At 58.7% G+C, this 24,290-nt stretch carries 24 protein-coding genes and 1 tRNA gene; 13 read left to right on the top strand and 12 right to left on the bottom strand.

The features are described 5' to 3' along the window. Complete coding sequence (gene hspQ, locus L3X40_RS01550; protein WP_237364073.1) at positions 1-381, bottom strand: heat shock protein HspQ; 381 nt, start codon at positions 379-381, stop codon at positions 1-3. A gap of 148 nt (positions 382-529) precedes the next feature. Here hspQ and L3X40_RS01545 point away from each other — a divergent pair. Continuing rightward, positions 530-619 (top strand) — tRNA-Ser (locus L3X40_RS01545). Between the two features lie 599 nt (positions 620-1,218). Here the strand turns inward: L3X40_RS01545 and L3X40_RS01540 are convergent. Genes L3X40_RS01540 through L3X40_RS01520 form a run of 5 tightly spaced genes read right to left on the bottom strand, consistent with a single transcriptional unit; the run spans position 1,219 to position 6,238 of the window. Next, positions 1,219-1,638, bottom strand: a complete 420-nt coding sequence (locus L3X40_RS01540; RefSeq protein ID WP_237364071.1) for a globin family protein — start codon at positions 1,636-1,638, stop codon at positions 1,219-1,221. 13 nt (positions 1,639-1,651) lie between these two features. Continuing rightward, positions 1,652-2,074: a c-type cytochrome gene (locus L3X40_RS01535; RefSeq protein WP_237364069.1), complete on the bottom strand. Its 423-nt coding sequence runs from the start codon at positions 2,072-2,074 to the stop codon at positions 1,652-1,654. 26 nt (positions 2,075-2,100) lie between these two features. Continuing rightward, positions 2,101-2,688, bottom strand: a complete 588-nt coding sequence (locus tag L3X40_RS01530) for a Tll0287-like domain-containing protein (RefSeq protein WP_237364067.1) — start codon at positions 2,686-2,688, stop codon at positions 2,101-2,103. A gap of 41 nt (positions 2,689-2,729) precedes the next feature. Next, a complete protein-coding gene (locus L3X40_RS01525) occupies positions 2,730-4,220 on the bottom strand; it encodes a cytochrome c3 family protein (RefSeq protein ID WP_237364065.1) in 1,491 nt (496 codons plus the stop codon). Continuing rightward, positions 4,145-6,238 (bottom strand): FAD-dependent oxidoreductase, encoded by a 2,094-nt coding sequence (locus L3X40_RS01520; RefSeq protein ID WP_237364064.1) that lies wholly within the window; start codon positions 6,236-6,238, stop codon positions 4,145-4,147. The genes L3X40_RS01525 and L3X40_RS01520 overlap by 76 nt, the downstream gene beginning before the upstream one ends. A 361-nt stretch (positions 6,239-6,599) precedes the next feature. Between L3X40_RS01520 and L3X40_RS01515 the strand changes: the two genes are divergently transcribed. Further along, the gene (locus L3X40_RS01515; RefSeq protein ID WP_237364063.1) at positions 6,600-7,130 is read left to right on the top strand and encodes a hypothetical protein; all 531 of its coding nucleotides are present in this window, start codon (positions 6,600-6,602) and stop codon (positions 7,128-7,130) included. Positions 7,131-7,214: 84 nt separating this feature from the next. Here the strand turns inward: L3X40_RS01515 and L3X40_RS01510 are convergent, their stop codons facing one another. Continuing rightward, entirely contained in the window at positions 7,215-9,209 is a 1,995-nt protein-coding gene (locus L3X40_RS01510; RefSeq protein ID WP_237364062.1) for a BCCT family transporter, read from the bottom strand. A gap of 764 nt (positions 9,210-9,973) precedes the next feature. Between L3X40_RS01510 and L3X40_RS01505 the strand changes: the two genes are divergently transcribed. The 7 genes from L3X40_RS01505 (at position 9,974) to L3X40_RS01475 (ending at position 15,639) form a co-directional block, all read left to right on the top strand. Continuing rightward, positions 9,974-10,261, top strand: coding sequence for a metal-sensitive transcriptional regulator (locus tag L3X40_RS01505; protein WP_237364061.1), 288 nt, complete (start codon positions 9,974-9,976; stop codon positions 10,259-10,261). 215 nt (positions 10,262-10,476) lie between these two features. Then, positions 10,477-11,349 carry a 3-methyl-2-oxobutanoate hydroxymethyltransferase gene (panB, locus tag L3X40_RS01500; RefSeq protein ID WP_237364060.1) on the top strand — a complete coding sequence of 291 codons (873 nt, stop codon included), beginning with the start codon at positions 10,477-10,479 and terminating at the stop codon, positions 11,347-11,349. Positions 11,350-11,418: 69 nt separating this feature from the next. Further along, entirely contained in the window at positions 11,419-12,153 is a 735-nt protein-coding gene (locus tag L3X40_RS01495) for a tetratricopeptide repeat protein (protein ID WP_237364059.1), read from the top strand. Beyond that, positions 12,140-13,468 (top strand): outer membrane protein assembly factor BamB family protein, encoded by a 1,329-nt coding sequence (locus tag L3X40_RS01490; protein ID WP_237364058.1) that lies wholly within the window; start codon positions 12,140-12,142, stop codon positions 13,466-13,468. The genes L3X40_RS01495 and L3X40_RS01490 overlap by 14 nt, the downstream gene beginning before the upstream one ends. Positions 13,469-13,511: 43 nt before the next feature. Further along, on the top strand, positions 13,512-14,891 hold the full coding sequence (gene der / locus L3X40_RS01485) for a ribosome biogenesis GTPase Der (protein WP_237364057.1): 1,380 nt from the start codon (positions 13,512-13,514) through the stop codon (positions 14,889-14,891). Between the two features lies 1 nt (position 14,892). Next, a complete protein-coding gene (locus L3X40_RS01480) occupies positions 14,893-15,096 on the top strand; it encodes a sulfurtransferase TusA family protein (protein ID WP_237364056.1) in 204 nt (67 codons plus the stop codon). Positions 15,097-15,201: 105 nt separating this feature from the next. Then, positions 15,202-15,639, top strand: coding sequence for an Hpt domain-containing protein (locus L3X40_RS01475; protein WP_237364054.1), 438 nt, complete (start codon positions 15,202-15,204; stop codon positions 15,637-15,639). Positions 15,640-15,709: 70 nt separating this feature from the next. Here the strand turns inward: L3X40_RS01475 and bfr are convergent, their stop codons facing one another. Next, a complete protein-coding gene (gene bfr / locus L3X40_RS01470) occupies positions 15,710-16,189 on the bottom strand; it encodes a bacterioferritin (RefSeq protein WP_237364053.1) in 480 nt (159 codons plus the stop codon). 98 nt (positions 16,190-16,287) lie between these two features. Continuing rightward, positions 16,288-16,458: a (2Fe-2S)-binding protein gene (locus L3X40_RS01465; RefSeq protein WP_237364052.1), complete on the bottom strand. Its 171-nt coding sequence runs from the start codon at positions 16,456-16,458 to the stop codon at positions 16,288-16,290. A 120-nt stretch (positions 16,459-16,578) separates the two neighbouring features. Between L3X40_RS01465 and L3X40_RS01460 the strand changes: the two genes are divergently transcribed. Further along, on the top strand, positions 16,579-17,343 hold the full coding sequence (locus L3X40_RS01460) for a methyltransferase domain-containing protein (RefSeq protein ID WP_237364050.1): 765 nt from the start codon (positions 16,579-16,581) through the stop codon (positions 17,341-17,343). A 241-nt stretch (positions 17,344-17,584) separates the two neighbouring features. Beyond that, positions 17,585-18,157, top strand: coding sequence for a hypothetical protein (locus L3X40_RS01455; RefSeq protein WP_237364048.1), 573 nt, complete (start codon positions 17,585-17,587; stop codon positions 18,155-18,157). Between the two features lie 41 nt (positions 18,158-18,198). Here the strand turns inward: L3X40_RS01455 and purL are convergent, their stop codons facing one another. From purL to L3X40_RS01440, 3 genes are all read right to left on the bottom strand, one after another. Next, positions 18,199-20,376, bottom strand: a complete 2,178-nt coding sequence (purL, locus tag L3X40_RS01450) for a phosphoribosylformylglycinamidine synthase subunit PurL (protein ID WP_237364046.1) — start codon at positions 20,374-20,376, stop codon at positions 18,199-18,201. A gap of 120 nt (positions 20,377-20,496) precedes the next feature. Then, the gene (locus L3X40_RS01445; protein ID WP_237364044.1) at positions 20,497-21,147 is read right to left on the bottom strand and encodes a sigma-70 family RNA polymerase sigma factor; all 651 of its coding nucleotides are present in this window, start codon (positions 21,145-21,147) and stop codon (positions 20,497-20,499) included. 141 nt (positions 21,148-21,288) lie between these two features. After that, positions 21,289-22,098 carry a response regulator gene (locus L3X40_RS01440; protein WP_237364155.1) on the bottom strand — a complete coding sequence of 270 codons (810 nt, stop codon included), beginning with the start codon at positions 22,096-22,098 and terminating at the stop codon, positions 21,289-21,291. A gap of 355 nt (positions 22,099-22,453) precedes the next feature. On the opposite strand from L3X40_RS01440, the gene L3X40_RS01435 reads away from it, so the two are divergent. Together L3X40_RS01435 and L3X40_RS01430 are read left to right on the top strand one after the other, a co-directional pair. Then, a complete protein-coding gene (locus L3X40_RS01435; RefSeq protein WP_237364043.1) occupies positions 22,454-22,669 on the top strand; it encodes a NepR family anti-sigma factor in 216 nt (71 codons plus the stop codon). A 44-nt stretch (positions 22,670-22,713) separates the two neighbouring features. After that, positions 22,714-24,285, top strand: a complete 1,572-nt coding sequence (locus tag L3X40_RS01430; RefSeq protein ID WP_237364041.1) for a sensor histidine kinase — start codon at positions 22,714-22,716, stop codon at positions 24,283-24,285. Positions 24,286-24,290: the final 5 nt, after the last annotated feature.

Here is a 24,290-nt window from a genome sequence, read left to right as displayed (position 1 = left end):
TTAGTGGCGGTGCCGTGTCTGAAGCATGTAGCGTCCGTTCAAATAGGCACTGAACAATCCATCAATCGCGGGATGATCAATGGGTTCTTCGCTCTCGTCGAACACCAGATTTTGCTGGCTGACATAAGCAATATAGCTGCTTTCACCATTTTCGGCGAGCAAGTGGTAAAATGGCTGATTCCGATCAGGCCGGACATGTTCGGGGATCGACAGATACCATTCCTCGCTATTGGCAAAGACCGGATCGATATCGAAGACCACACCCCGAAATCCAAACTGGCGATGCTGCACGACATCACCAATGCAAAAACGCGCGTGGACGATGATCGGTGCTTGAAGGGGGGCGTTAGCGCCAATCGGCAGAGTGTTGTTCGAATCCATACTCCCAATTTAGAAGGATTGCGATTTGTTACAAGGTGAGTGCTTGGCAAGCACGAAGTCATAAGCTATTGCCCGCCGCTCAATGACCAGTCCGGCGTCGCCAACAGGCATATATAATACGCCCTAACTACATCGGACAAAACCTCACGGAGAGGTGGCAGAGTGGTCGAATGCGCCGCACTCGAAATGCGGTTTACGGGCAACCGTAACGTGGGTTCGAATCCCACCCTCTCCGCCAGTCCCCTGTTCGCCATGATTCCCCGTTGTACGAAAACCCGCACATTTCTGCGGATTATTGCGAGTGCGTATTCGCCCCAATTCGCCTCAAACGCGGTCAGATGTTAGGGTTAGTTGGGGTGACTGAGCGGGTCGCCGACGGTGATTAAGCCGCCAAAGAGATAATGGTGTCACCAGTACCTTGGCGAAGCCAAACATCTGTCGCTTGCAGCAATATACGTCGTGGTTGCGCCCTCGGAGGGCATTCGAGGCTCAGGTTGGGGATTTCAAAACCTGCCCTAACTATACCGAGTTTCTGGCGAAGCCGAATGCCTGGCCCGTACACGAACTGGACACCTCGATCTCAGGCAAGCGAGTCGTGCGACGCGAACTCACCAATCTGATCGTCGTGCGTGACGAGTCCGGCATGGTCAGTCAGTCTCATTCGCTCCGCTGCGCTGCCCCTTGCTTCACTCGCGCCCACGCGCAACAACGATGCCGATGCTCTAATCGCAACCGGGATGAAAGTTGGGGATCACGTCAAGTGGACGCAGAACAGTACATCATTCGTCCGCAGTACCTCCATAGTTCATTTTCTCCCAACCCCTTTCGCATTCCCCGTCAGGCCGGCTGTGCCTTTGCCGCTGCATCCTTCATGACCGTGGCGAGGGTCACATAGGCCTTGGTCCATGCTGCCTTGACTTCCTCGGTAAAACCGTCGCCCAGCCCTTTGCCCAGGGTGAACAGCAAGGCTGATCCGACCAGGTCATAATGCTCGTCCCTGGTGCCATAGCCGACATGCCGTTCGCCCAGCGCCTGCACGGCGGGAAGGATGGTGTCGAGCCGTTTGAGGCCGTTGACCGCCGTCGCCAGCATGCCCATCAGCGCCTTCTTCTGCTTCGCCATGTCGTCGGCAAAAAGGGGTCGCGCCTCGGGGGCGATTTCGAACAGACGGTCATAGAAAATATCGGCCGCCTGATCGGCGATCGGGGCCACCCTGGCCCAGCTGGATTGGACGAGATCGATTTGTTCGGGAGTCATTGTGCAATTCCTTTCAACGTGAGTTGGCCACCATATAGTCGACAGCCGCGAAGATCTGTTTGTCGGAGAGGTCGAGATTGCCGCCCCGCTCCGGCATCATCGTGCCCTCAGGGCCGATAAAGCCTTTGAGGGCGTGCTCATGCAGGGTGTCCATGCCTTGCGCGATCCGGGGCGCCCACGCACCCTTGTCGGTGATCTTGGGCGATCCGGCTTCGCCAAGCCCGTGGCAGGCCTGGCATGTGCCTGCCCATACCGTTCGTCCCTCAACAAGATGAGGAGCGCTCGGCATGGGCAAGCGGTCGACCGTCACATAGCCCTCAAGCGGTCCGCCTTCGGGAGCCTTGTTTTCCTGTTCGGTTTCCGGCTTCTGGGCTTCGCTGCAGGCCGACAGCGCGAGTGCTGCGGCCATTATCAAGCAGGGGTGAAATCGAAACATGTGACGGTCTTCCTTTTGCTACTTCATCAGGACATGGGAACGCGGATCACCACGCCGCCCATGGTGTCGCCGATCTTGAAGTCCGTCTTCGGCGTATCCTTGTGATCGTTGTGGCAAGTCACGCATGCGGGGGCGACGGCCTTGTCCGCATAGACGGCAGTGAAGTATCTCTTCCCGCCCAGTTCCTCGTCGGCGTAGAAATTTTTTCCCGGATTGGCGGAGATGAACTCAAGGCCTTTTTTCTCGACGTCGGTCTTGGGTTCGTTCTGCTTGTTGATCGGCCAGAGAGAGAGAAGCTGGTATGAGAATTTATCCGTCTTTTCCCCCACCATTTCCGCGCCGAAACGGAACATCTGCGCTGGCAGCGGCAGAGCCTTGTCGTCTTCGAAATGCTCGCTTGCCTTGATGACCTTCTCGTCATTCTGCAGGCGGTTCACGACCTTTTGCGTGTAAACGGCGCGGTCCGAGGACATCACTGCGAAGAGCGAGTCCGTGAATGTTTGCGGATCGATGCTGGCCGCGGGCGTTTCAGCCTCCCCGCCCGACGAGCATCCGCTCGCCAGGGCAAGGACCGCGGCAGCCCCCACCAATATTGCCATCCTTTTGATATTCATGACCGAAAACTCCTTCCCTGTACGTGTTGATAGTCACGGCATCACGGCGTATTTTCCCGCTGCCGCATGCGCCGCTCCACCCAGTCGATCCCTTTGACATGGACAGAGGAACGTCCCTTGAAATTGCGATTGATCAGCGCTCGGTCGGCAAGCGTGTCGAGCGTGAAGCCAAGCCCGTGACAATCCATGCAGACGGCCCGCGCCATCTTCTCGTTCGGCCGCAGATTGTCGTTCTGGTTGTGGGCGATCAGCACCCGCTCGATCCCGTCGTCCCCGCGTTCCAGCAGGCGCGGCATGTGGCAGGTAGCGCAGGTGACGCCGGTGCCCTCGGGCGCTTTTCCTGCCAGCTCCGCTTGCCACAGCTTGAAATGCGGCGAGGCGAAATAGGCCTTTGTATGCTCGTCATTATGGCAGGTGGCGCAGGCCTCCACCTTGGCCTTCTGCCGGTTGAAATCATGCGCCTGATGGCAGGTGGTGCAGGTCAGCTCCGTGCCATGCGCCTTCTGCTTCATCGGCAGGCGCGCAAGTTCCGGCCGCATCGGCCCCAGCGCTTCATCCTTGATAAGGCCGAAGAGCGCCGATTTCGATGTCCACATATCGGCAGCCAGGCGCATGCCGTGCTTGCCTTGGGTAAAGCCCTTGACCTCCCCTGCATGGCAGGTCGCGCATTGCGCCATGCCGGGCTTTTCGATCCAGCTTGCGGCATTGGCCGCTCCAGCCCCCTGTGGTTGGTGACAGCCCGAACAATTGATCCCGGCATTGGCATGGGCCGTGCCGAGCCAGTCGGACATCACATGCGCGTCCGGCTGGATACTGGCGGGGGCATCCGGTACGGTGGCGGGCTCTGGCTTCGGCATATCCGCATCCATCGCGTGCCAGTCGATCAGCGCGACCTTCGCCACCTTCTTGATGGCGGGCTCGCCCAGATGCTTTTCGAGGAAATCCTCATAAAGTGCGCGGTTATCGTGAAAGTTGTGGCAGCCCGCGCCCGCGCATGTGTCAAAGGTCAGTCCCTTGTGCGTTTCCCGGTCTTCGCCGACATCGGCGTGACAGGCGACGCAGAAATCGCCGGGCAGGGTCACCGCCATCGGCTGGGTCACTTCAGGCTGGTGCTCGATATGGCAGGTAAGGCATTTCGTCGCGTCCAGCCTGGCCAGCCGGTCGGCATTCCGGGGATCGCTGAACTTCTTTGCCGGGTGATTGTCCTTGGAGTTTTTGAGGTCTTCCTCATGGCAGGAAAGGCAGGCGGTCTCGATGGCCTCTCTGCCGCCGAACCAGCTTGTGTGGCAGGCGCTGCACGCCATTTCGATCTGGTGATGGGCGTCGCTGGTCTTGCCGATCAGAAATAGCTGGCGCGGCCCGCCATAGACCATGGTGACGGCCGAAAGGGCGAGCAGGATCAGCGTGAACGCGCCCCAAAAGGCCCAGAGCCAGACGGTTTTGCGTGTCCCCGCCATCAGTAGAAATAGACCGTTGATATGTGGATGATGAGCAGCAGCGGCAGCGGCCAGCAGGCCAATATGTGCAGCCACAGGGCAATGCCGCGCGGGTCGATGCGCCGCGACCAGACGGCCGGAAGGGCCGCGAGGCGATGTTCAAAGGCAATGATCCCGCCGCCGATCGCTCCGGCCAGCACGGTCGACAGAAAGGACGCGATCAGTGCAAGATTGAGGTTCTCGCCAAACCGAAAACCCGTATGGGCAATCAGCGTCGCAAGCGCCAGTACGCCCAGGATGATGTGTACCAGCCGCCAACCGGCGAAATCGCCAAAGCGCAGCCATGCCCAGCGCTTGCGCAGTGACAGGATGGCCGCGATGGCGCTGAGCGCCAGCAGGCTATAGCCCGTCACCTGCTTCAACGTCCCGTCAATGAACAGCTTGTCGAGCGTAAAACCGTCGCTGAACGCCTGCGCCATGGGCAGCGGCGGCAGCAGGTTGAACAATAGCGCCCCGGCCAGCGCGAACAACGAAAGCAGGGCCACCGGGCCCGCCCGCTTCACTGGCTCTGCAGGGGCGTCGGCGCCGAGCAGATCCTGCAGCAGCGGGCGGCAACCGCCGCAGACCGTCGATGCGCTGGTCATGCGCGAAAGCGCCTCCACGCTCGCGCAGCCCCCGGCAATCGCTTCGCCCAATTGTCCGCGTGTGACGCCTGTGCAGTTGCACACGGTCGATGCCGCAGGCCAGGCGATAACGGATTCCGGAACGCTGGCGCCGATCAGGTCGCCGGTGCGGACAAATCGCTGAAGCTGCCAGGGCCAGACCCGGCCCTTCCGGGCGACGAGCTGCTGAATCTGCCCGATCTCATCCCATTCGCCTACGGCAATCGCACCGGTAATCCGCCCGTTTCGCAGGATCAGGCGGCGGTATTGTCCCTCGCTCTCGGCCATATAGGCGGCTGACTGGATGTCGGTCCGCTGATCGGCTTGCTCGACGTCGCCTGCGCTGAACACGGGCGCGCCGACCACCTTGAGGCGGGTTGTGACCGGCGCGCGGCGATAGGGGCGCTCCGTGCCGGTGATCGCCGCAGCGGCGGCCTTGGCCTGTTCCAGGCCGGGTGCGACAAGTCCCTCGACAATCGAGTCATGCTCGGCGCATTCGCCCACAGCATAGATATGCGGGTCCGATGTCCGCATCCGGTCGTCTACGCGAATGCCTTGGCCGACGGCGAGGCCCGCATCGAGCGCCAGATCACGGTTGGAGCGGACGCCGGTGCAAAGGATGACGGTATCGCATGCCAGCTCTTCGCCGTTGGACAGGAACAGCCCTTCGACGCGGAGCGTTCCGACGATCTGCCGGACTGAAACTCTCGTTCGCACGCCAATCCCCAGCGCCTCGATCTCCCGGCCAAGCGTCGCGCCGCCCGCATCGTCAAGCTGTTTCGCCATGAGGCGGGATTCGTGCTCGACCACTGTGACCGGCACGCCGCGCCCGAACATGCCGCGCGCCGCCTCCAGCCCAAGCAAACCGCCGCCAATGACGACGCTATGGCGGCTGCGCTGCGCCCGGGCGACCAGCGCCTGGGTGTCGTTCAAATTGCGGAACGTGAACACACCCGACAATTCAATGCCGGGAATGGGCGGGCGGTGCGGATGCGAGCCTGTGGCCAGGATCAGGCTGTCATAGGCCCACTCGCGCCCCAGATGGTCCCGTACCGTCCGGGCGGCGGCATCAATAGACGTGATCCGGCAGCCGTCGATCCGTTCGACCCGCCGGGCGCTTTCCAGGTCCAGGAGCTGGCAGACCTGCCCCAGATTGACCTCCCGGGCGAGGAGCGGCGTCAGTTTGACGCGATTATACGGGCCCCATTTTTCATCGCTGAAAAGAAGGATCCGCTTGTCCGTCAGGCGGGCGAGTTCCTGCGCTGCGCGCATGCCCGCAGGGCCGCCGCCGACGACAACATGGGATAAGGTTGAATCCAGGTCGCTTCCAACGGCATTTTGGCCTGCTTCGGATGATGCGTCAAAGCCTGCTTCCGCGCCCGTTTCCGGACCGGACTCGTTTAAGGTCTTTGTACCCGGCGATGCCAGGTTTGCATCAGGGGCGATGCCCACTTTTTCATCTCCGCTTTGACCGCAGCACAAAATGGCAGGCCGTCCGTGGAGCGACCGACTCGATAACGCTGCGCTGCGTCAAAGCGAATGACCTCGTTGTCAAAAATGGCTAAGAAACAGGCATTGGCGCCCCTGCTTCGGCCAAATCTTTTCGCTGCACTGCAGAATTTATTATTCCGGGCTGCCTGTCAACGGTCAAATTAATGACCTTAATTTCCGATTAGTTGATTGCAGACGGGCTGGTTTGTCTGGAACTGGTTTTGGCCTACCAATGAACTATCACTCTGGGTAGAGATGCGCCTCAAAATGCCTCCCCAATCCCTATTCGTCGTTGTCGAATTTACCGGCGGGTGACGCCGCCATGATCAATTTCCCGGCCCAGCAAGGCACTGGCGTCCGCGTCTGGCTACCGCACTATGTCAACAGGACCTACTCACGCTATCCAGGTTCGGCAAAACTGCTCCACGCGGCGACTACGGGATCAAATTCGTCCGCCAAAGCACCCGAATCTACAGCGCAGACCCAATCAATCACTTCTTCAAGTAACCAAACCGTCCAAATTTCAGATGCGGCCAAAGCGGCAGCAGACAAACAATTATCTGGCCAAGATTCATCCACTCCCAGGCTAAAATCTCGTGTCGATGCGCTTTTGAAGGACGCCAAATATGGCGGGTCAAGTTTCGGTTCCATGGCGTGGAAAAGAAGCTCACGCTGCCTTGGCGCGAGCTGGGCCACTCTTTGTGCCCGCTTTACTCGCGCGCTTGGTAAGTGTCGTCTCTTCCGCTTCGTTCGCCTCACCCATGGCAATATCCATCATCATTTTCGCAAGCTGGTTTGGGTCGCGCGAGCGCTTGGGTTTCTTTTCCGTCATGGCCTCAATATAAAGACCTAATATACAGCGGGAATCAGGAGATGCCTTGCGACCTGGAAGCGTTCGCTCTCGCGCGATGTCGGCCCGTCTGGTCGAGCCCCGCCATCAGGCCAGCCGCCTGATGTGGCGGAATCTAGCGTAGCGATTGAGCAGATCGTTGATAAGTTGCTCGCGCGAGTAGCCAGTCACGTCGTGCGGCTGGTCGCCTTCGGAAGTGTGCGCCATCGCGCGGTAATGCTGCCTCTCCGCCCCGCGCACTTTGCGTGTCTCCGCAAATGCGAAACTTGGTGCGCGAAAGCCGCGAGCGCGAATTGTGTAGCGGAATATGCCGTGCTCGCCATGCGGGACGGTAAGAACGAGATGATCGCTGTCTTGCTCAAGATCAGGAGCCAGGCCGTTGCCGCGCATCTGGTCCACCATTTCGTTCAGCGCCGAACAGGCGGTGTTGCCCAGAAAGTCCGCGATTTCGCTCTTCTCGTGATAGCGTGTGATGCTGTCGAGCCGCTGCTGCCAGGTCATTCCCGTGCGCTCGGGCGGCGGCGCCTCGGCCGCGATGGAAAGATCGATGGAGGTGCTTTGGCTTTCCGTCTGTAGGGCGCGCAGGAGGCCATAGCACATGAATACCATGATCACCGCGAAGGGCAGAGCACTGGCGATGGCTGCCGTCTGCAGCGCCTGCAGTCCGCCCGCCATCAGCAGCACCGCCGCCACCAGGCCCGCACACACGGCCCAAAAGATGCGCTGCCACACAGGCGGATCCTCCGTCGCACCATTGGTGATCATGTCAATCACCAGCGCGCCCGAGTCAGCCGACGTCACGAAGAAGGTAATAACCAGCAAAGTCGCGATGCCGGACGCGATCAGCGGCAGGGGCAATTGCGCCAGCGTCTCGAACAGCGCGACGGGGAGGTCGTTGGCCACGGTCTGCGCGATGGGGGCGACGCCGCTCAAATCCAGCGCGACCGCGGTGTTGCCGAACACGGTCATCCACAGGAAGGTGAATAGTACCGGCACCAGCAGCACCCCGCCGACGAATTCCCGGATGGTGCGCCCGCGCGATATGCGCGCAATGAACATGCCCACAAAGGGCGACCATGAGATCCACCAGCCCCAGTAGAACAGCGTCCAGTGCCCCAGCCAGGGATTGGGCTCATAGGCATACATCCGGAAAGTACGCTGGACGACCGTGCCGAGATAGGCGCCCACATTCTGCACATAGGCCTGCAGGAGGAAAATCGTGGAACCCGCTAACAGGACGAACAGCAGCAGCGAGATCGCCAGTATGATGTTGAGCTCCGAGAGGCGTTTTATGCCCGCATCGAGCCCAGCCGCCGCCGAGAGCGTGGCGAGGCCGGTGATGCCAGCGATCAGCACGATCTGAACCGCAGGGGTCGTCGGCAGGCCGAAGAGGTAGCTGAAGCCGGCATTGACCTGCAGCACGCCCAAACCAAGCGACGTTGCGACGCCGAACATCGTGCCGAGCACCGCGAAGATGTCGATCGCATGCCCGATCGGCCCATAGATGCGATTGCCGATCAGAGGGAACAGCGCGGAGCGAATGGTCAACGGAAGCCCTCGCCGGTAAGCGAAATAAGCGAGCGACAGGCCCACGACGATGTACACGGCCCAGGCATGGAGGCCCCAATGGAAGAAGGTGAGTGGCAGCGCCTCGCGCGCGGCGGTGATCGTGCGTCCTTCGCCCACCGGTGGTAGCGCGTAATGCTGCACCGGCTCGGCCACGCCAAAGAACAGCAGGCCGATGCCCATGCCGGCGCTGAACAGCATCGCGAACCAGGAGAGATAGCTGTAATCGGGCTCACTCTCGTCCGGACCCAGCTTCACGTCGCCATAACGGCTGATCATCAGAAACAGGACGAAGAACAGGAAGCCAGCCACCGCGAGAATGTAAAACCAGCCAAAGTCAATGATGATGGCGGCCTGCACGGTCGCGAACAGCCGTTCCGCTCGGCTGGGGAAAATCGCGCCGAACAGCGCGAAGGCAAGAATTAGCGCAGCCGACGTGAAAAACACCGGTGGATTAACGTTTAGGCGGGGCGCCCGCTCTGCCGGGGCCGCTTCTGTCAACGCAGGATCGGTCATTTGCCTCCCAGATGGCTGCTGAAGTGAAAGAACTCGCGCGCGAATATTGTCAACTGCCGGGTTTTTGGGAAGTTGCAGGGCTTGCTCAATTAAGCTCCTCGTCCTGTCCGCTGCCGCGCGAGCAGACCAAGCTGCATAGCCATCGGCACGCAAAGCGCGTCGGTAGGTACTGCGCGGCCCAAGCACACCACCTTTCGGCATATTCGCACATAGGGGACTGTCAGCATAGCCCATGGGCGAAGCTCTCGTCTGGCTGAATCCCCACAGGCCAACCGAAAATGCTCGCCATCTGAACGTCAAGCATCAGGTAAACGCCTTCGGCACCACCGCGACGGCGCGCTCTGCGCAGCCCCGAAACGAACATCCCTTTGTTCACGGGCGACCAGCTACCACCGCCAGCGATTCTACACGTGCAAATCCGTATGTCCTTGCGCTACACTGTGTTGGCATCGGGGAACGCCTCTGCCGTCCGGTAAGACTTTGTTGCAGAAGAAATTTATTCATCCGATTCAGAGCCCCCATGCACCCCCTACCTTTGAGATATCCGGGCTAGGGTCTTTCCTGTCGGTCGGCACACATTCAGTTGATGAGAGGACGGCATTGATCCCGATCAAGCTATATAACGCACATTATTGCGGCTTCAGTGACAGCACCCTTGATGACATATTGTGAATGAAGGACTTGCGCTACTTAAAGGCGATCACGTATTGCCTCTCTCGACAGGGAATATATACCCACGCAGGGTATTTTTAAGGAATCGAAAATTGACCTGTGACGACAATATCAAGAATATCAAAGCCAAGGTGAACCGCCTCAACCGCATTGCCGGGCAGGTGCGCGGTGTGGCGCAGATGATTGAGGACGGGCGCTATTGCATCGACGTGCTGACTCAGATCCAGGCAGTGAAATCGGCGCTTGCCAAGGTTGAGAGCGAGGTGCTCAAGGACCATGCGGCAACCTGTGTTGCCGAGGCCATCGCCTCAGGAGACGAAACCGAACAGCGTGCGAAATTCAATGAACTGATTGAATTGATGGAGCGCCAGAGGCGCTAATGAAGGGGCGAGCACGGCAAAGCTGTTTCTTTGCCGCCTTACAGTAGTGCAAAGGACCAGTTGTTCACTTTCACTATTCTTGGCTGGAAGCTGAGGTGCGCATTGAAATTGGGCACAAGGGCTTCCATGCCATGTCGATCAGCGCCCTATGTGGCTTTTGATAATGCCCAACGCCACTGCTGGCGCAATTCGGAGAAGGGCGTTAGAAGCGTGTCATGTCCACTACATTCACTCTCGATACCTCCACCTCGCGCGCGAATCCGACTCCTGCGCCAATGAAGCGTCTGACCGTGCCCGCCGTCCGTGCGCGCAAGGCGGATGGGCGGACAGCCGAACCGATTGTCATGCTGACCGCCTATACCGCGCGGATGGCGCAATTGCTGGACCCGCATTGCGATGTCCTGCTTGTCGGCGATTCGCTGGGACAGGTGGTTTATGGATTGCCATCGACAGTGCCGGTAACGATGGAAATGATGTGCAACCATGGCGCGGCTGTCGTGCGCGGAAGCTATCACAGCCTCGTCATCGTCGATATGCCCTTTGGCAGTTATGAAGCTTCCCCTGCACAAGCATTTGAAAATGCCGCGCGCATAATGAAGGAAACCGGCGCTGCGGGCGTGAAAATGGAAGGTGGGGAGGCCATGGCCGAAACCATCGCTTTCCTGACCGCGCGGGGTATTCCGGTATGCGCCCATGTTGGCTTGACTCCGCAGGCGGTCAATACGCTGGGCGGCTATGGCGCGCGGGGCCGAAGCAAGGCGGAGGCTGAAAAAATCATGCGTGATGCCTGCGCAGTCGATGCCGCGGGCTGTTTCCTGCTGGTCGTCGAAGGGGTGATGGAGCAGATCGCACGTGATGTGACGGCGGCGGTGTCCTGTCCCACCATTGGTATCGGTGCGTCGGTCGATTGTGATGGCCAAGTGCTGGTCATCGACGACTTGCTGGGCATGTTCGAACGCGTGCCCCGCTTCGTCAAGCGCTATGAATCGCTTGCCGAAACGATTACTGGTGCGGTCACGAAATACGCCGCGGAGGTTCGCAACCGCAGCTTCCCCACGGACGAACAGGTCTATCGCCCGAAAAAGTGATTTTCCTTGTGTGCATCCGCCGCTAAGGTCCGCGTCCAACCATCATGCAATTCCCACCGGAGATCGATTTTGGCCCTAACGCCTCAGAATAACGAAGCCTTTATGCGTGAGGTTGATGAAGCGCTGCGTCATGATCAGCTTACAGGGTTCTGGGCGCGCTATGGCCGGTGGTTGTTGGCGCTCATCGTTCTTGGGCTTGTCGCCTTTGGCGGTTGGCTCTGGTGGAACCATCAGGCCGAACAGAAAGCCGGCGAAACGGGTGAAGCGCTATCCAAGGCGCTCGACACGGTCGAGGCCGGGGACAAGGCGGAGGCCACCAGGCAGATTGATGCGCTTGCCGCCGCCGATCAACCGGGATATCGGGCCGCTGCATTGCTTATGAAGGCTGCGCTGGCGCTGGAAAATGGAAATGAAAAGGCTGCGATCGCGCAGTACAAGGCGATTGCAGCGGACGAGAAGCTGGCTCAGCCCTATCGCGACCTGGCGCTGGTGCGTCAAACGGCATTGGAATTTGATGATGTGCAGCCCCAGGCGGTTGTGGACCGGCTGAAGCCATTGGCCATTGAGGGGAATCCCTGGTTTGGCAGTGCCGGTGAAATGGTTGCGATTGCCTACATGAAATTGCGCAAGCCCGAACTTGCAGGCCCGCTTTTCGCTGCTATTTCAAAGGACGATGCCGTACCGGAAACGATCCGGACACGCTCTGTTCAGATGGCGGGTCTATTGGGAGTGGATGCGGTCAAAACCGACCGGGACGATGATGCCGGTACACCGGTCGGAAGTGGGGACAATGAAGGTGAATAGACATATGCGCGTGACAGCCGCCGTTGTGGCGATAGCGCTCCTTTCGGGATGTGGTGTCTTCAAGGGCAAGGGCGGTCCCAAGACGCCCGTTGTGGGAGATCGTATTTCCATTCTGACGTCGGAATCCGGCGTAGAGCTTGATCCGTCCATCGCCGATGTTCAGGTTGTTCTTCCCAGCCCAGAGGTCAATGCCGACTGGGCACAGCCGGGCGGTAACGCGGCCAAATCCATGGGGCATTTGGCGTTAGGCGCTTCGCCGCAGAAAGTCTGGTCGGCCAATATCAAGGGCAGCAGCAATTCGGCGCGTCTGGCGTCTGCGCCTGTAGTAAGCGACGGACGGGTCTATGCAATTGACACCGATGCGCGGGTCCATGCCTTCGATGCGGGGACAGGCGCAAGGGTCTGGACGGCCAGCTTGGGATCGGGCGGTAATAACAGCGCCCTTTTTGGTGGCGGCGTCAGCGCGGAGGGTGATCGCCTGTATGCGACAACCGGCGTCGGCGATGTCGTCGCGCTTAACACTGGCGATGGCAGCGTTATTTGGAAAAAGCGGCCCGGCGGCCCTTTGCGCGGATCGCCAACGCTATCCAATGGCCATGTCTATGTGATGTCGCAGGACAATCAGATTTTCGCGCTGAACGCGCCTGATGGCGAACTCGTCTGGACCGAGGCAGGCACGCTGGAAGTCACCGGCGTTTTCGGCGTTGCGGCTCCGGCGGCGGGGCAGGGGACGGTGATTGCCGGATATAGTTCGGGCGAACTGACCGCCTATCGTTATGAAAACGGACGAAGTCTTTGGGGCGATGCGTTGTCACGCACCAGCATTTCGACCGCTGTGGCATCACTTGCCGACATCGATGCCGATCCTGTTATCGACCGGGGCCGGGTCTATGCCGTCGGGCAGGGCGGTCGCATGGCGTCGTATGAATTGGTAACGGGCCAGCGGTTGTGGGAACTCAACGCGGCGGGCATTTCCACCCCTTGGGTCGCAGGTGAATGGTTGTTTGTGGTGACCGATGAAGCCAAATTGCTATGCGTGGCGCGCGCAACAGGGCGAATTCGCTGGATCAGCCAACTGAAGCATTATCGCAAGGCCAAGAAAAAGGAAAAGCCGATCAGCTGGACGGGACCGGTTCTTGCGGGCGGGCGTCTTATCCTTGTATCTTCGGAAGGCGAACTCGACTATGTGAACCCCGCCGACGGATCGGTGCAGGCGACACAAGAGTTGAATTCCGGTATGTCGCTTTCTCCGGTGGTAGCGGGCAACATGCTCTACATCCTTGACGATAATGGTCGCTTGACGGCCTATCGTTGAACGATGAGCAGCAATCGGATCATCAGGAGGTAGGCAGGCCAATATGCTGCCCGTATTAGCGATTATCGGGCGGCCCAATGTCGGCAAGTCCACTTTGTTCAACCGCCTTGTCGGCAAGAAACTGGCGCTGGTCGATGACCGGCCCGGGGTTACGCGAGACCGGCGGGAGGGTGATGCACACCTGTTGGGTCTGGATTTCCGGGTCATCGATACGGCAGGGTATGAGGATGAGGATCCCCATACCTTGCCTGGACGGATGCGGGCGCAAACAGAGGCGGCGGTCGCGTCTGCGGATGTCGCCTTGTTCATGATCGATGCTCGCGCCGGCATAACGCCGTTGGACGAGGAAATCGCACGCTGGTTGCGCGGCAGCAAGACCCCGGTATTTCTCGTCGCCAACAAGGTCGAGGGCCGCGCGTCCGATGCTGGCATATTGGAAGCCTATGCATTGGGTCTGGGCGAACCCGTGACGATCAGTGCTGAACATGGTCAGGGCATGGCGGACCTGTTTCAAGCCATGCTGCCCTATCTGGAGCGGGACGAACCGGACCAAGCCGACACAAATGAGGATGATGAGGAAGCGCCTGATGCGGTGCTGAAGCTTGCCATTGTCGGGCGGCCGAATGCCGGAAAATCGACTCTGATCAACAAGATATTAGGCCAGGACCGGCTCATTACCGGACCTGAAGCGGGCATTACGCGCGACAGCATTGCCATTGATTGGCAATGGATCGATCGATCGGAAGACCCTGAAGGCAAAGTACGCGACGTGCGTCTGATCGACACGGCGGGCATGCGCAAGCGGGCGCGGGTGCAGGACAAGCTGGAAAAGCTGTCCGTGGCCGATGCGCTCCACGCCGTCGATTTCGCAGAAGTAGTCGTGCTGCTGCTCGATGCCACACGCGGGCTGGAGGTACAGGATCTGAAGATCGCCTCCCGGATTTTGGAGGAAGGGCGGGCGCTTGTCATCGCGCTCAACAAATGGGACGTCGCCGAGAATGGCAGCAGTCTTTACCAAGGCGTGCGCAAGGCGCTGGATGAAGGCCTGGCGCAGGCGCGCGGGGTGCCGCTACTCACCATTTCTGGCGCTACGGGTAAAGGAATTGATCAGCTTTTGGGCGCGGCGTTTGATGCCCGTGCGGCTTGGTCAAAGCGCGTTTCGACCGGGACACTCAATCGTTGGTTTGAAAAAGCGCTGGAAGCCAATCCGCCGCCAGCACCCGGCGGCAAGCGGATCAAGCTGCGTTATCTGACACAAGCCAAAACCCGACCGCCCGGTTTCATATTATTTGGCACCCGGGTGGATCAACTTCCCGAAAGCTATCGCCGTTATCTGGTGAATGGCATCAGGAAAGAACTGGGATTTGGCGCGGTGCCGGTGCGGCTGACCTTACGCGCGCCGAAAAATCCTTTTGGAAAATAAGATGGTGCAGATCGATGCACGGGGCATGCGTTGTCCTTGGCCGGCCTTGCGGGCTGCGCGCATGCTTCGTGAACATGCTGAAATCCTGATTTTTGCTGACGATCCTGCCGCTCCAGGTGAATTGCGCAGCCTGGCGCGGGAAAATAGTTGGCACCTGGTTGAAGATCTGACCAACGAGGGGCAAGCCTTTCGCATCCGAAAATAATGCCAATGGATTAGGCATTTGATGTCCATATACACACTCTGTTTACTCCTTTCCCTATAAGAGTGTTGGTGTGGGAACCGTGGATTTGGATAAGGAGTGAGGCTGGTGGCCCACTTGGAGAGTACCCTTGTGAACTGGACCGATTTCGCCCAGACTCGGCGCGAGTTGGGGGCGGGATTTGTCCGCATTCTGGGATATTTCCGGGAAGATGGCGTAAAATCCGTCACCGCCATTGAAGAGGCCATGCGATCGCGCAATGCCGCCGCGCTTGTCCTCCCCGCTCACACTTTGAAGGGTGAGTCGCGACAGTTCGGTGCAGAACGCCTGTCTCTGATCGCCGAAGAAATCGAAACGGTTGCCCGTCGCTGCGTCGAATATCATGAATCGCCTGAAGAATTGATAGAACAGGTGGTGGCGCTACGACCTGTATTTGAGGAAACCTTGCAGCTCCTGGAAAGAGAAGCCAATCCGTTGGCTCACCGACGGCCCACATTTGGTCGCAAGGCTGGCGATCCTGTTACGCAAGGTTTCGGACGGCTTTAAAAAAACCGGGTTGAAACCAACTCTTTCAAATTCTTGATTGGGCTGCATTCGTGCCCGCAATCCTGGATATTCAGCCTTCTTCCGCTTTTGAATTGAGCTGAATGTAATTTTCAATACCCATGCGCTCGATCATGGCGAACTGCGTTTCCAGCGTGTCGACATGCTCTTCCTCATTTTCCAGGATATGGGCGAACAGGTCGCGGCTGATAAAGTCACGGCTACTCTCGCAATAGGCGATGGCGTCGCGGAGCAGGGGGAGTGCTTCGTTTTCAAGTTCGAGATCGGCCTGCAATATTTCTTCGACACTTTCGCCAATTTTCAAACGGCCGAGAAGTTGAAAATTGGGTAGCCCGTCCAGGAACAATATTCGTTCGGCCAGCAAATCCGCATGCTTCATCTCGTCGATGGATTCATCATATTCGAACTTGGCGAGCTTCTTTACGCCCCAATTTTCGAGCATTTTATAATGAAGAAAATACTGGTTGATCGCCGTCAGTTCATTTTTGAGGGCGGTATTCAGATATTCGATGACTTTTTCGTCGCCCTTCATGAGTCTGCTCCACTGCTATGCAAGGAGGCAGTATAGGCATATTTTACCGGAAGTTAAGCCGAAAGCCCAAGATAACGGACCTTTTTTGAAGAATAGCGCTATGCAGTGGCACGTTCGGCGGCGATGATGCTTTTGGCAAAAGGCATGCATTGGCCGCATTTGAGGCGGCGGCCGAAACGGGCATAGGCGCTACACGGATCGTGGGCGCCCTCACGAACAGCATTTCGCAGGTCTTTTTCCCGAATCGCATTGCACACACATACAACCATTTCGTTCTCCTGATTCGGACTATAGCGTTAATGATAATAGGTCGCAATAGTAAAACGCCACCAGAACATCCGCCATCTCATGTCTGGAAAACCTGTGTGATCTGTTCCATGGATGCAGTGATGACGGACAAACGGACGGATAGAATCAGGCAGGCCTTTGGGGCTGCAGCGGAAGGCTATGAGGATAGCGCCGACGTGCAGCGTATTGTGGCTGAAACGGTTGCAATGCTGGCGGCGCAGCGACGCTTGCCCGATAATCCGCGTATATTGGAAGTCGGCTGCGGCACGGGCTTCCTGACGCGTCATATTCATGCGCAATGGCCCCAAGCCGATTTGACCGTGACTGATCTTGCACCCGAAATGGTGGAACGAGCCTCGCGCGATCCGCGTCTTTCGGGGACATTTTTCACAATGGATGGACAATGGCCCTGTTTTGAAGGTCAGTGGTTCGATCTGATCGTTTCCAGCCTCGCCTTTCAATGGTTCGACGATCTGTCAGGCGCGTTAGAGCGGCTCTTCGCGCTATTGCGGCCGGGGGGAAGCCTTATTTTTTCCACTATGGCGGAGCGCAGTTTTGGCGAATGGCGGGCGGCGCATGATGTATGTGGCCTTGTGTCGGGAACACCGGAATATCCGTCCCTGATGGCGCTACGTGCGATGCTCGATGGCTATCCTGATGGCGCTGCCTTTGACGAGGATTATATTGTGGAGTTCGGCAGCGGCAGGGCGTTCCTGACACATCTTAAAGCGATTGGCGCAACCGTTCCTGTGGAAGGACGCGCGCCGGTATCGGCTGCGGCGCTGCGTCGGGTGATCCGGGCGTTTGAAGATGGTGGTGCGCGGGCGACCTACCATGTCGGCTTTGTACGGGTAAGCCGGATTTGAACAGGTCGAGGATTTCAACTATGTCCCGCACCCAAGAAGCTTAGATCGCGGCGTGTGGCTGCGCCGCCTGGACAGTGGATCAATGTATTCAACTTATTACCGGTCTCGGTCGGATATGTACCACACGTCCCGTCGCCGCCGCACAATGGTCTTTTTGCTGGCGCTGGCCATACATGTCCTGATTATCGTCATATTGTTGCAGCAAGCGCCTTCTCCATTTCGCTTGCCGGAATCGGACCCCATGCCCGCCACGTTCGAACTGCTCCCCGAATCTCATACAGCTGACAAGGTAAAGCGCGACAAGGAGAAAGAACGGCCACGAGCGTCTTCGCCACCACCGGCTGAGCCCAAGCCGCCGATGGCGCCTCCCGTACCTTCGCTGCCGATTTTGCTTCTCAGCCAAAAGGATTTTGCCGCATCCGACATATCCAAACTCACTTCGCACCGTGATGAGGGGAGCGCTGACGCCAGCGATAGTAGCAGTTCCGCCTATGGCCCGGGCGAAGGCCCCGGCGGCGTGCGTTTGTATGAAGCCGAATGGTATCGCAGGCCAACCGATGCGGAACTGGCCTTTTATATGCCCGCAGACGCCCCACGAACAGGCTGGGGGCTGATCGCGTGCCAGACGGTGGAGCGCTTTCATGTCGATAATTGCCGCATATTGGGCGAATCGCCGCTCGGTTCCGGGCTGGGGCGAGCCGTGCGTGAAGCAGCGTGGCAGTTCCTTGTCCTGCCGCCCCGAATCGGCGGGCACAAGGTTGTCGGCGCCTGGGTACGGATACGAATCGACTATACGCAGTCAGAAGCGAAATAACCGGCGGGTCCGGTGGACGGGCATTGCACCCGAATTCAATGTCAGACGTCCATCAATGCCGGGAAGAAACCTTCATGGGCGGTGCGGAGGTCGGCAAGGGTGATCTGCTTGCCGTGGATTTGCAATGTGTCGCCCCCGGTCGTGCCGATGCGGGTCATCGGGATGCCAGCGGCCTGAATGGCTTCGGCATTGCGGCTGGTGACGACATAACGGGCCTGATCCTCACCAAAAGCGGTGAAGTGATCCCCGATTTCTTCCAGCGTCGCGCCAATATTTCCGGCCAGCGCCATTTCCGCAACCGCGACCAACAGACCGCCATCCGAGATATCATGAACCGCGCTTGCCAGCCCCTGATCGATCAGTTTGCGGACGAATTCTGCATGGGCACGTTCCTTCGCCAGATCGACCGGAGGGGGCGGGCCATCTTCGCGGCCATGGATGACGCGCAGCCAGCTTGACTGACCCAGATGACCATTGTTCTGGCCGATGACGAAGATCGCTTCGCCCGCCGCCTTGAAGGCGACGGTCGCCGTCTTGGTCCAGTCCGCAAGCAGGCCGATCGCGCCGATGGCGGGTGTAGGCAGGATCGCGCTGCCGCCGCCGGTTGCCTTGCTTTCATTATAAAGCGACACGTTGCCGGACACGATGGGAAAGTCGAGCGCGCGGCATGCTTCACTCATACCGTCGAGGCAACCGACGAACTGGCCCATGATTTCCGGGCGCTGCGGATTGGCGAAATTGAGGCAGTTGGTGACCGCGAGCGGGGTTGCGCCGACTGCCGACAGGTTACGATAGGCCTCGGCAACCGCCTGTTTGCCGCCTTCGAATGGATCGGCAAAGCAATAACGCGGGTTGCAGTCGGTGGTGATCGCCAGCCCTTTTTGCGTGCCATGGACGCGCACAACGGCTGCATCGCCGCCGGGGGCCTGCACCGTGTCGCCGCCGACCTTGTTGTCATATTGTTCCCAGATCCAGCGGCGCGAGGCAATGTCCGGGCTGCCCATCAGCACGACGAGATCGGCGGCAAGGTCGCTACTTGCCGGGATGTCGGTCAATTCCGCGCGCTTGGGCGTGGGTACGTGCGGACGGTCATAAACGGGTGCGTCGTCCGCCAGCGGGCCGAGCGGGATATCGCACACCGTCTCCCCATGATGGACAAGGACCATGCGGCCGGTGTCTGTGACCTCGCCAATGATCGCGAAATCGAGTTCCCATTTGTGGAAGATCGCTTCCGCCTCCGCCTCGCGACCGGGCTTCAGCACCATCAACATGCGTTCCTGGCTTTCCGATAGCATCATTTCATAGGCGGTCATGCCGGTTTCGCGCTGGGGTACGGCATCCATGTTCAGCAACAGACCGACGCCGCCCTTGCTTGCCATTTCGACGCTGGATGACGTGAGGCCCGCCGCGCCCATGTCCTGAATGGCGACAATTGCATCGGATGCCATCAGTTCAAGACATGCTTCGATCAGCAATTTTTCGGTGAAGGGGTCGCCAACCTGAACAGTGGGGCGCTTTTCCTCTGAATCTTCGCCAAAGTCGGCGCTGGCCATGGTCGCCCCATGAATGCCGTCGCGCCCGGTCTTCGACCCGACATAGACGATGGAATTGCCGATGCCACTGGCCGCCGAATAGAAGATCTTGTTGGTTTCCGCGACGCCCACTGTCATGGCGTTGACCAGGATATTGCCGTCATAAGCGGGATGAAAATTGACTTCACCGCCCACCGTCGGCACCCCTACGCAATTGCCATAGCCGCCGATACCGCGCACCACCCCGGAAATGAGATGACGCATTTTCGGGTGGTCAGGGCGACCGAAGCGCAGTGCGTTCATGTTGGCAACGGGCCGCGCGCCCATGGTGAAGACGTCACGCAATATGCCGCCGACACCCGTTGCCGCACCCTGATAGGGTTCGATGTAACTTGGGTGATTATGGCTTTCCATCTTGAAGATGGCGGCTTGTCCATCGCCGATGTCAACCACGCCAGCATTTTCGCCAGGACCGCAGATGACTTGAGGGCCGGTAGTGGGCAACTTCTTCAGGTGAATACGCGAGCTTTTATAACTGCAATGTTCCGACCACATGACGGAAAAGATACCCAGTTCCGTCAGGTTTGGCTCACGGCCCAACGCCGCCAAAGTGCGGGTATATTCTTCTTGGCTGAGACCATGGTCGGCAACGACCTGCGGAGTAATGGGGGGTGCGGGCTCTGACATGGGCACGCCCTTAGCGGAGGTGAGTGCGTTCGCCTAGAGTGAATTGGGCAAGGGCAGGGGGATTGTCGGCTTTGGGCGGTAGCGGACGGACGAGATCCACCGGGACCGTCCGGCAAAACGTCATCGCTCCTGGCTCATCCGATCGACTTCATGCATGATGTCTTCAAGCGGACCATTCTGACTGGTTTCCTGAGTGCGGCGCGACGGGATGGCGCCATCGGACAATATCTGTTCAAGGGCCGCACGACCGCGGGCGACGCGACTCTTGATCGTGCCGACTGCAACGCGGCAAATATCGGCGGCTTCTTCGTAGGCGAAACCGCCTGCCCCTACCAGGATCAGCGCTTCCCGCTGCGACTGGGGCAATTCCATCAAGGCGCGATGCATATCCGACAGTTCCACCTGTTTATCCTGTCCGGCAGGGGCCGCGAGCAGGCGGTCGGCGGTCAGTTCATCCCATTCGCCGCGAAAACGCGACCGGCGCATTTGCGACAGGTAGTAGTTACGCAAAATGATGAAGGTCCAGGCCCGCATATTCGTGCCCGCTTGAAACCGATCGCGCGCCGCCCATGCTTTGAGCAGCGTTTCCTGAACCAGATCATCGGCCAGATCCCGGTTGCCCGAAAGCGAACGGCCAAAGGCACGCAAGTGGGGAATGACATCGGCAAGCTGTTTTTTGAACTCGTCGTCGGACAAGCTGGTCCGATCGTTCGGATTGTCGGCGATTTCGGGTATATCCGCACGTGCGGCAGGGGTGTGCTCATCCGTCATTCGGCTGTGCCCCTTCCTTCATCCAAAACAACACGGACGCCAGTACGCTTTCCTTGTACGATGAATTCATCGGATTGCACAGATTTCCATTTTTTTACCGGCAATGGCGACACGGCGCTACAGATCCATGGGACAGGTTCATCACGCAGGCGCGGTCGCCTCGTCAAAGAACAATGCCTGAGCGATCGCGGCCTTGACCGTAGATCTCTGAAACGGCTTGGTTATCAGAAAGGTCGGCTCCGGCCGTTCGCCAGTCAGCAGGCGTTCGGGAAATGCGGTGATGAAAATGACCGGCACCGCGAATTCCGCCAATATATCCTTTACCGCGTCGATGCCGCTGCTGTCATCGGCCAGTTGGATGTCGGCAAGCACCAGGCCCGGTCGTTCCGTCCGCGCTTCCCGCAATGCTTCGTCCCTGGTTACGGCAACAGCGGTCACATCATGGCCCAGATCGCGGACGATGGTTTCCAGATCCATGGCGATAATCGGTTCATCCTCGATGATCAGGACCCGTGCGTGCGTTTGTTTTTCGATTTCATGCAGCGCATCGCGCACCAGCAGGCTCACATCTTCATCCGGCACGCCAATCAGATAGGCGGCATCTTCGTGGGTGAACCCTTCCATCGCCGTCAACAACAGGGCCTGGCGTGATCGCGGCGTGATCCGGGCAAGGCGCGCCTGCGCTACCTGTTCCTGAGCAGCGATATCATCGCTATCGTCGTTTGCCACCGGCGCCGCATCGCCCATATTTGTCGATCCCCAGATGACATGGAACATGCGATACAGGCCAAGGCGCGGGTCAACATCCTGCGGAAACTGTTCGGGTGCAGCCACGATTGCCTCCAATGTCGCCCGCACATAGGCGTCGCCATGCACCTGACTACCGGTGAGGGCGCGGCCATAGCGGCGCAGAAAGGGCAGGTGGGGCTGTAATTGCTGGCCTAGCGACATAGTCAAATCAAACTCCAGTTTGGAACAGGGCTTTGCCATGGCAATCAAAGTGGTACGGGACGAACATGTTTGCAATCCCTGCCTTGGCCACCTGCCGAAATTTCCGGCCCGAAAGAAACGCAGTCGTATACCCCATGATGCTCTATGGAAAAAACCCGATCAAAGGGGAACAAATGAAACCGGGAAATGTTTCACAAGCGATTTGGAAATTTGAATTTGCGCCATGGTCCCGTTATCTGCAAGGTTAACAAAATCACAATGCATGTAGTATAAGGTTGTAATCCATCGGATCGCACCAGGGGAAAAGGGATTTGAATTGGTTTCTGTTAACCGAGGGTCGAAGCAGGTTGCAGACGTGAGTGGCAATGGCCAAGGCGATACGGGCGTCGGCAAACGCCCGGAAACAAAGGCGTCCGCCGGTCCCGGCGGTGTTGATGGAAATGTCGCGTCGGGTAAACGACCTGCGCTCGACGACAGCACTGTTGGGGGAGCGCTGCGATCAGTTTATCAGCAGACGGTCAATGAGGATATTCCTGCTGAAATGCTGGATCTGCTGAACAAGCTAAGCTGAACAGGGGAGTGGATGTGGCGACGCCAGATCCAGGCTGCGCCCCGATGGCCATGACATCGGAAACGCGCCTGTCCACGGGCGTCAAGATGTTCCTCATCCTGACTCTTGCGCTGTTGCCGCTTGGTCTGATCGCACTTTTCGCCTCTTTGCAGGCCAGCCGCACGGCAGACCTGGAAAAAGCGGCCTTGCTCAACGTTGCGGCTAACGAAAGCGCGCGCAATCTGGTCGCGGAAATTGCAGCTAATGGCGCAGCGCTGCGTGTGGTCGTCAATGCCTTGGCCGCCAATCGCCAAAACACCGGCATTTGCGCACGAGCAGATGAAATTTTACGCAAGCGCGATGATGCGCGCGTCGATTTTATCATCCATGATCGCCAGTCGGATGCACCGCTTTGCGCTTCCGATCCGAATCTGGTGTTGAATCTACCGGGTAATAATCCGTTTGGCGCAGACCCGGCCGATATTCTTCCCAAGCAAAAGCGGCTGATCGTGCGGACATTAAGCGGTGATGGCCAACTGGTTGCCATCGCTATCTATAATGTGTCGCACCTTGAACGAATCACTGGCCCCGCCACTGCGTTGCAAAACCATCAAATCGCCCTGATTAAGGGAGGTGCCCAGCTGGTAGTCGGCAGTACATTGCGACCGCGGGCATCCGGGGATTTCAACCGGGTGCGTACGCCGGTCGGGAACGCTGGTATCGACCTGCTGCTCACGGTCAGGGACCCGCCCGTCAATATCGCACGCAGTCTGTCGGTATTTCTGCCGTTGCTGATGTGGGTCGCGGCAGCCGGTATTGGTTGGTTCGTGGTCAACCGACTGCTTATCTTTCCGCTTATCCAACTTCGTCGCCTGGTATCCGACTATCAGCCTGGCGAAGTGCTCGAACCGCTCCGTAAAATGCCGACACCGGCACAGGAAATTCGTGATCTTGGCAATACGTTTCGCGCCATTACCCAGACTGTTGCGGATCACGAGAGCGAACTGGCCGCAAGCCTGGACCGGCAAACGCGCCTGACGCGCGAAGTCCATCACCGGGTCAAAAACAACCTTCAGATCATAGCCAGTCTCATCAATCTGCACAGCCGGGCCGCCCCGACACAGGAGGCCGCCGATGCCTATGCCTCGATTCAGCGGCGTGTAGACGCGCTCTCGGTCGTCCATCGCAACCATTATGCCGAACTGGAGGAACATCGCGGTGTCGGTATCCGCTCGCTGGTAAGCGAATTGTCGGTGGCGCTGGGCAGCAGCATGCCGGATGACGCCCCCAATATGGCGATTCAGGTGAACAGTGATCACCTGTTTGTGAGTCAGGACGTTGCCGTGCCAATTGCGTTCCTCATCACCGAGTTGGCTGAGATGGCGCTATTGGTGGACGCGCGCGCGGCCATCCGCATCTCCGTCCGGGTGGGCGAATCCGTTCGGCAGGGAGATAGTAGGCCTCGCGCCATTTTGCGCGTGCAATCGAGCGCGCTCAAGCCATCGGAACAAATGACGCAATATCTGGATCAGCGCTTTGGGCGTATTCTTACGGGACTTTCCCGCCAACTCCGTTCGCACCTGGATTATGACCCGGACAAGGGAGAATATGCTATCGCTATTTCGCTGTGTGAGTAGCTGAA

Source organism: Rhizorhapis sp. SPR117 (genome assembly GCF_021742065.1).
The sequence above is the reverse complement of the archived record's forward strand: the minus strand, read 5'-3'. Positions and strand labels throughout refer to the sequence as shown.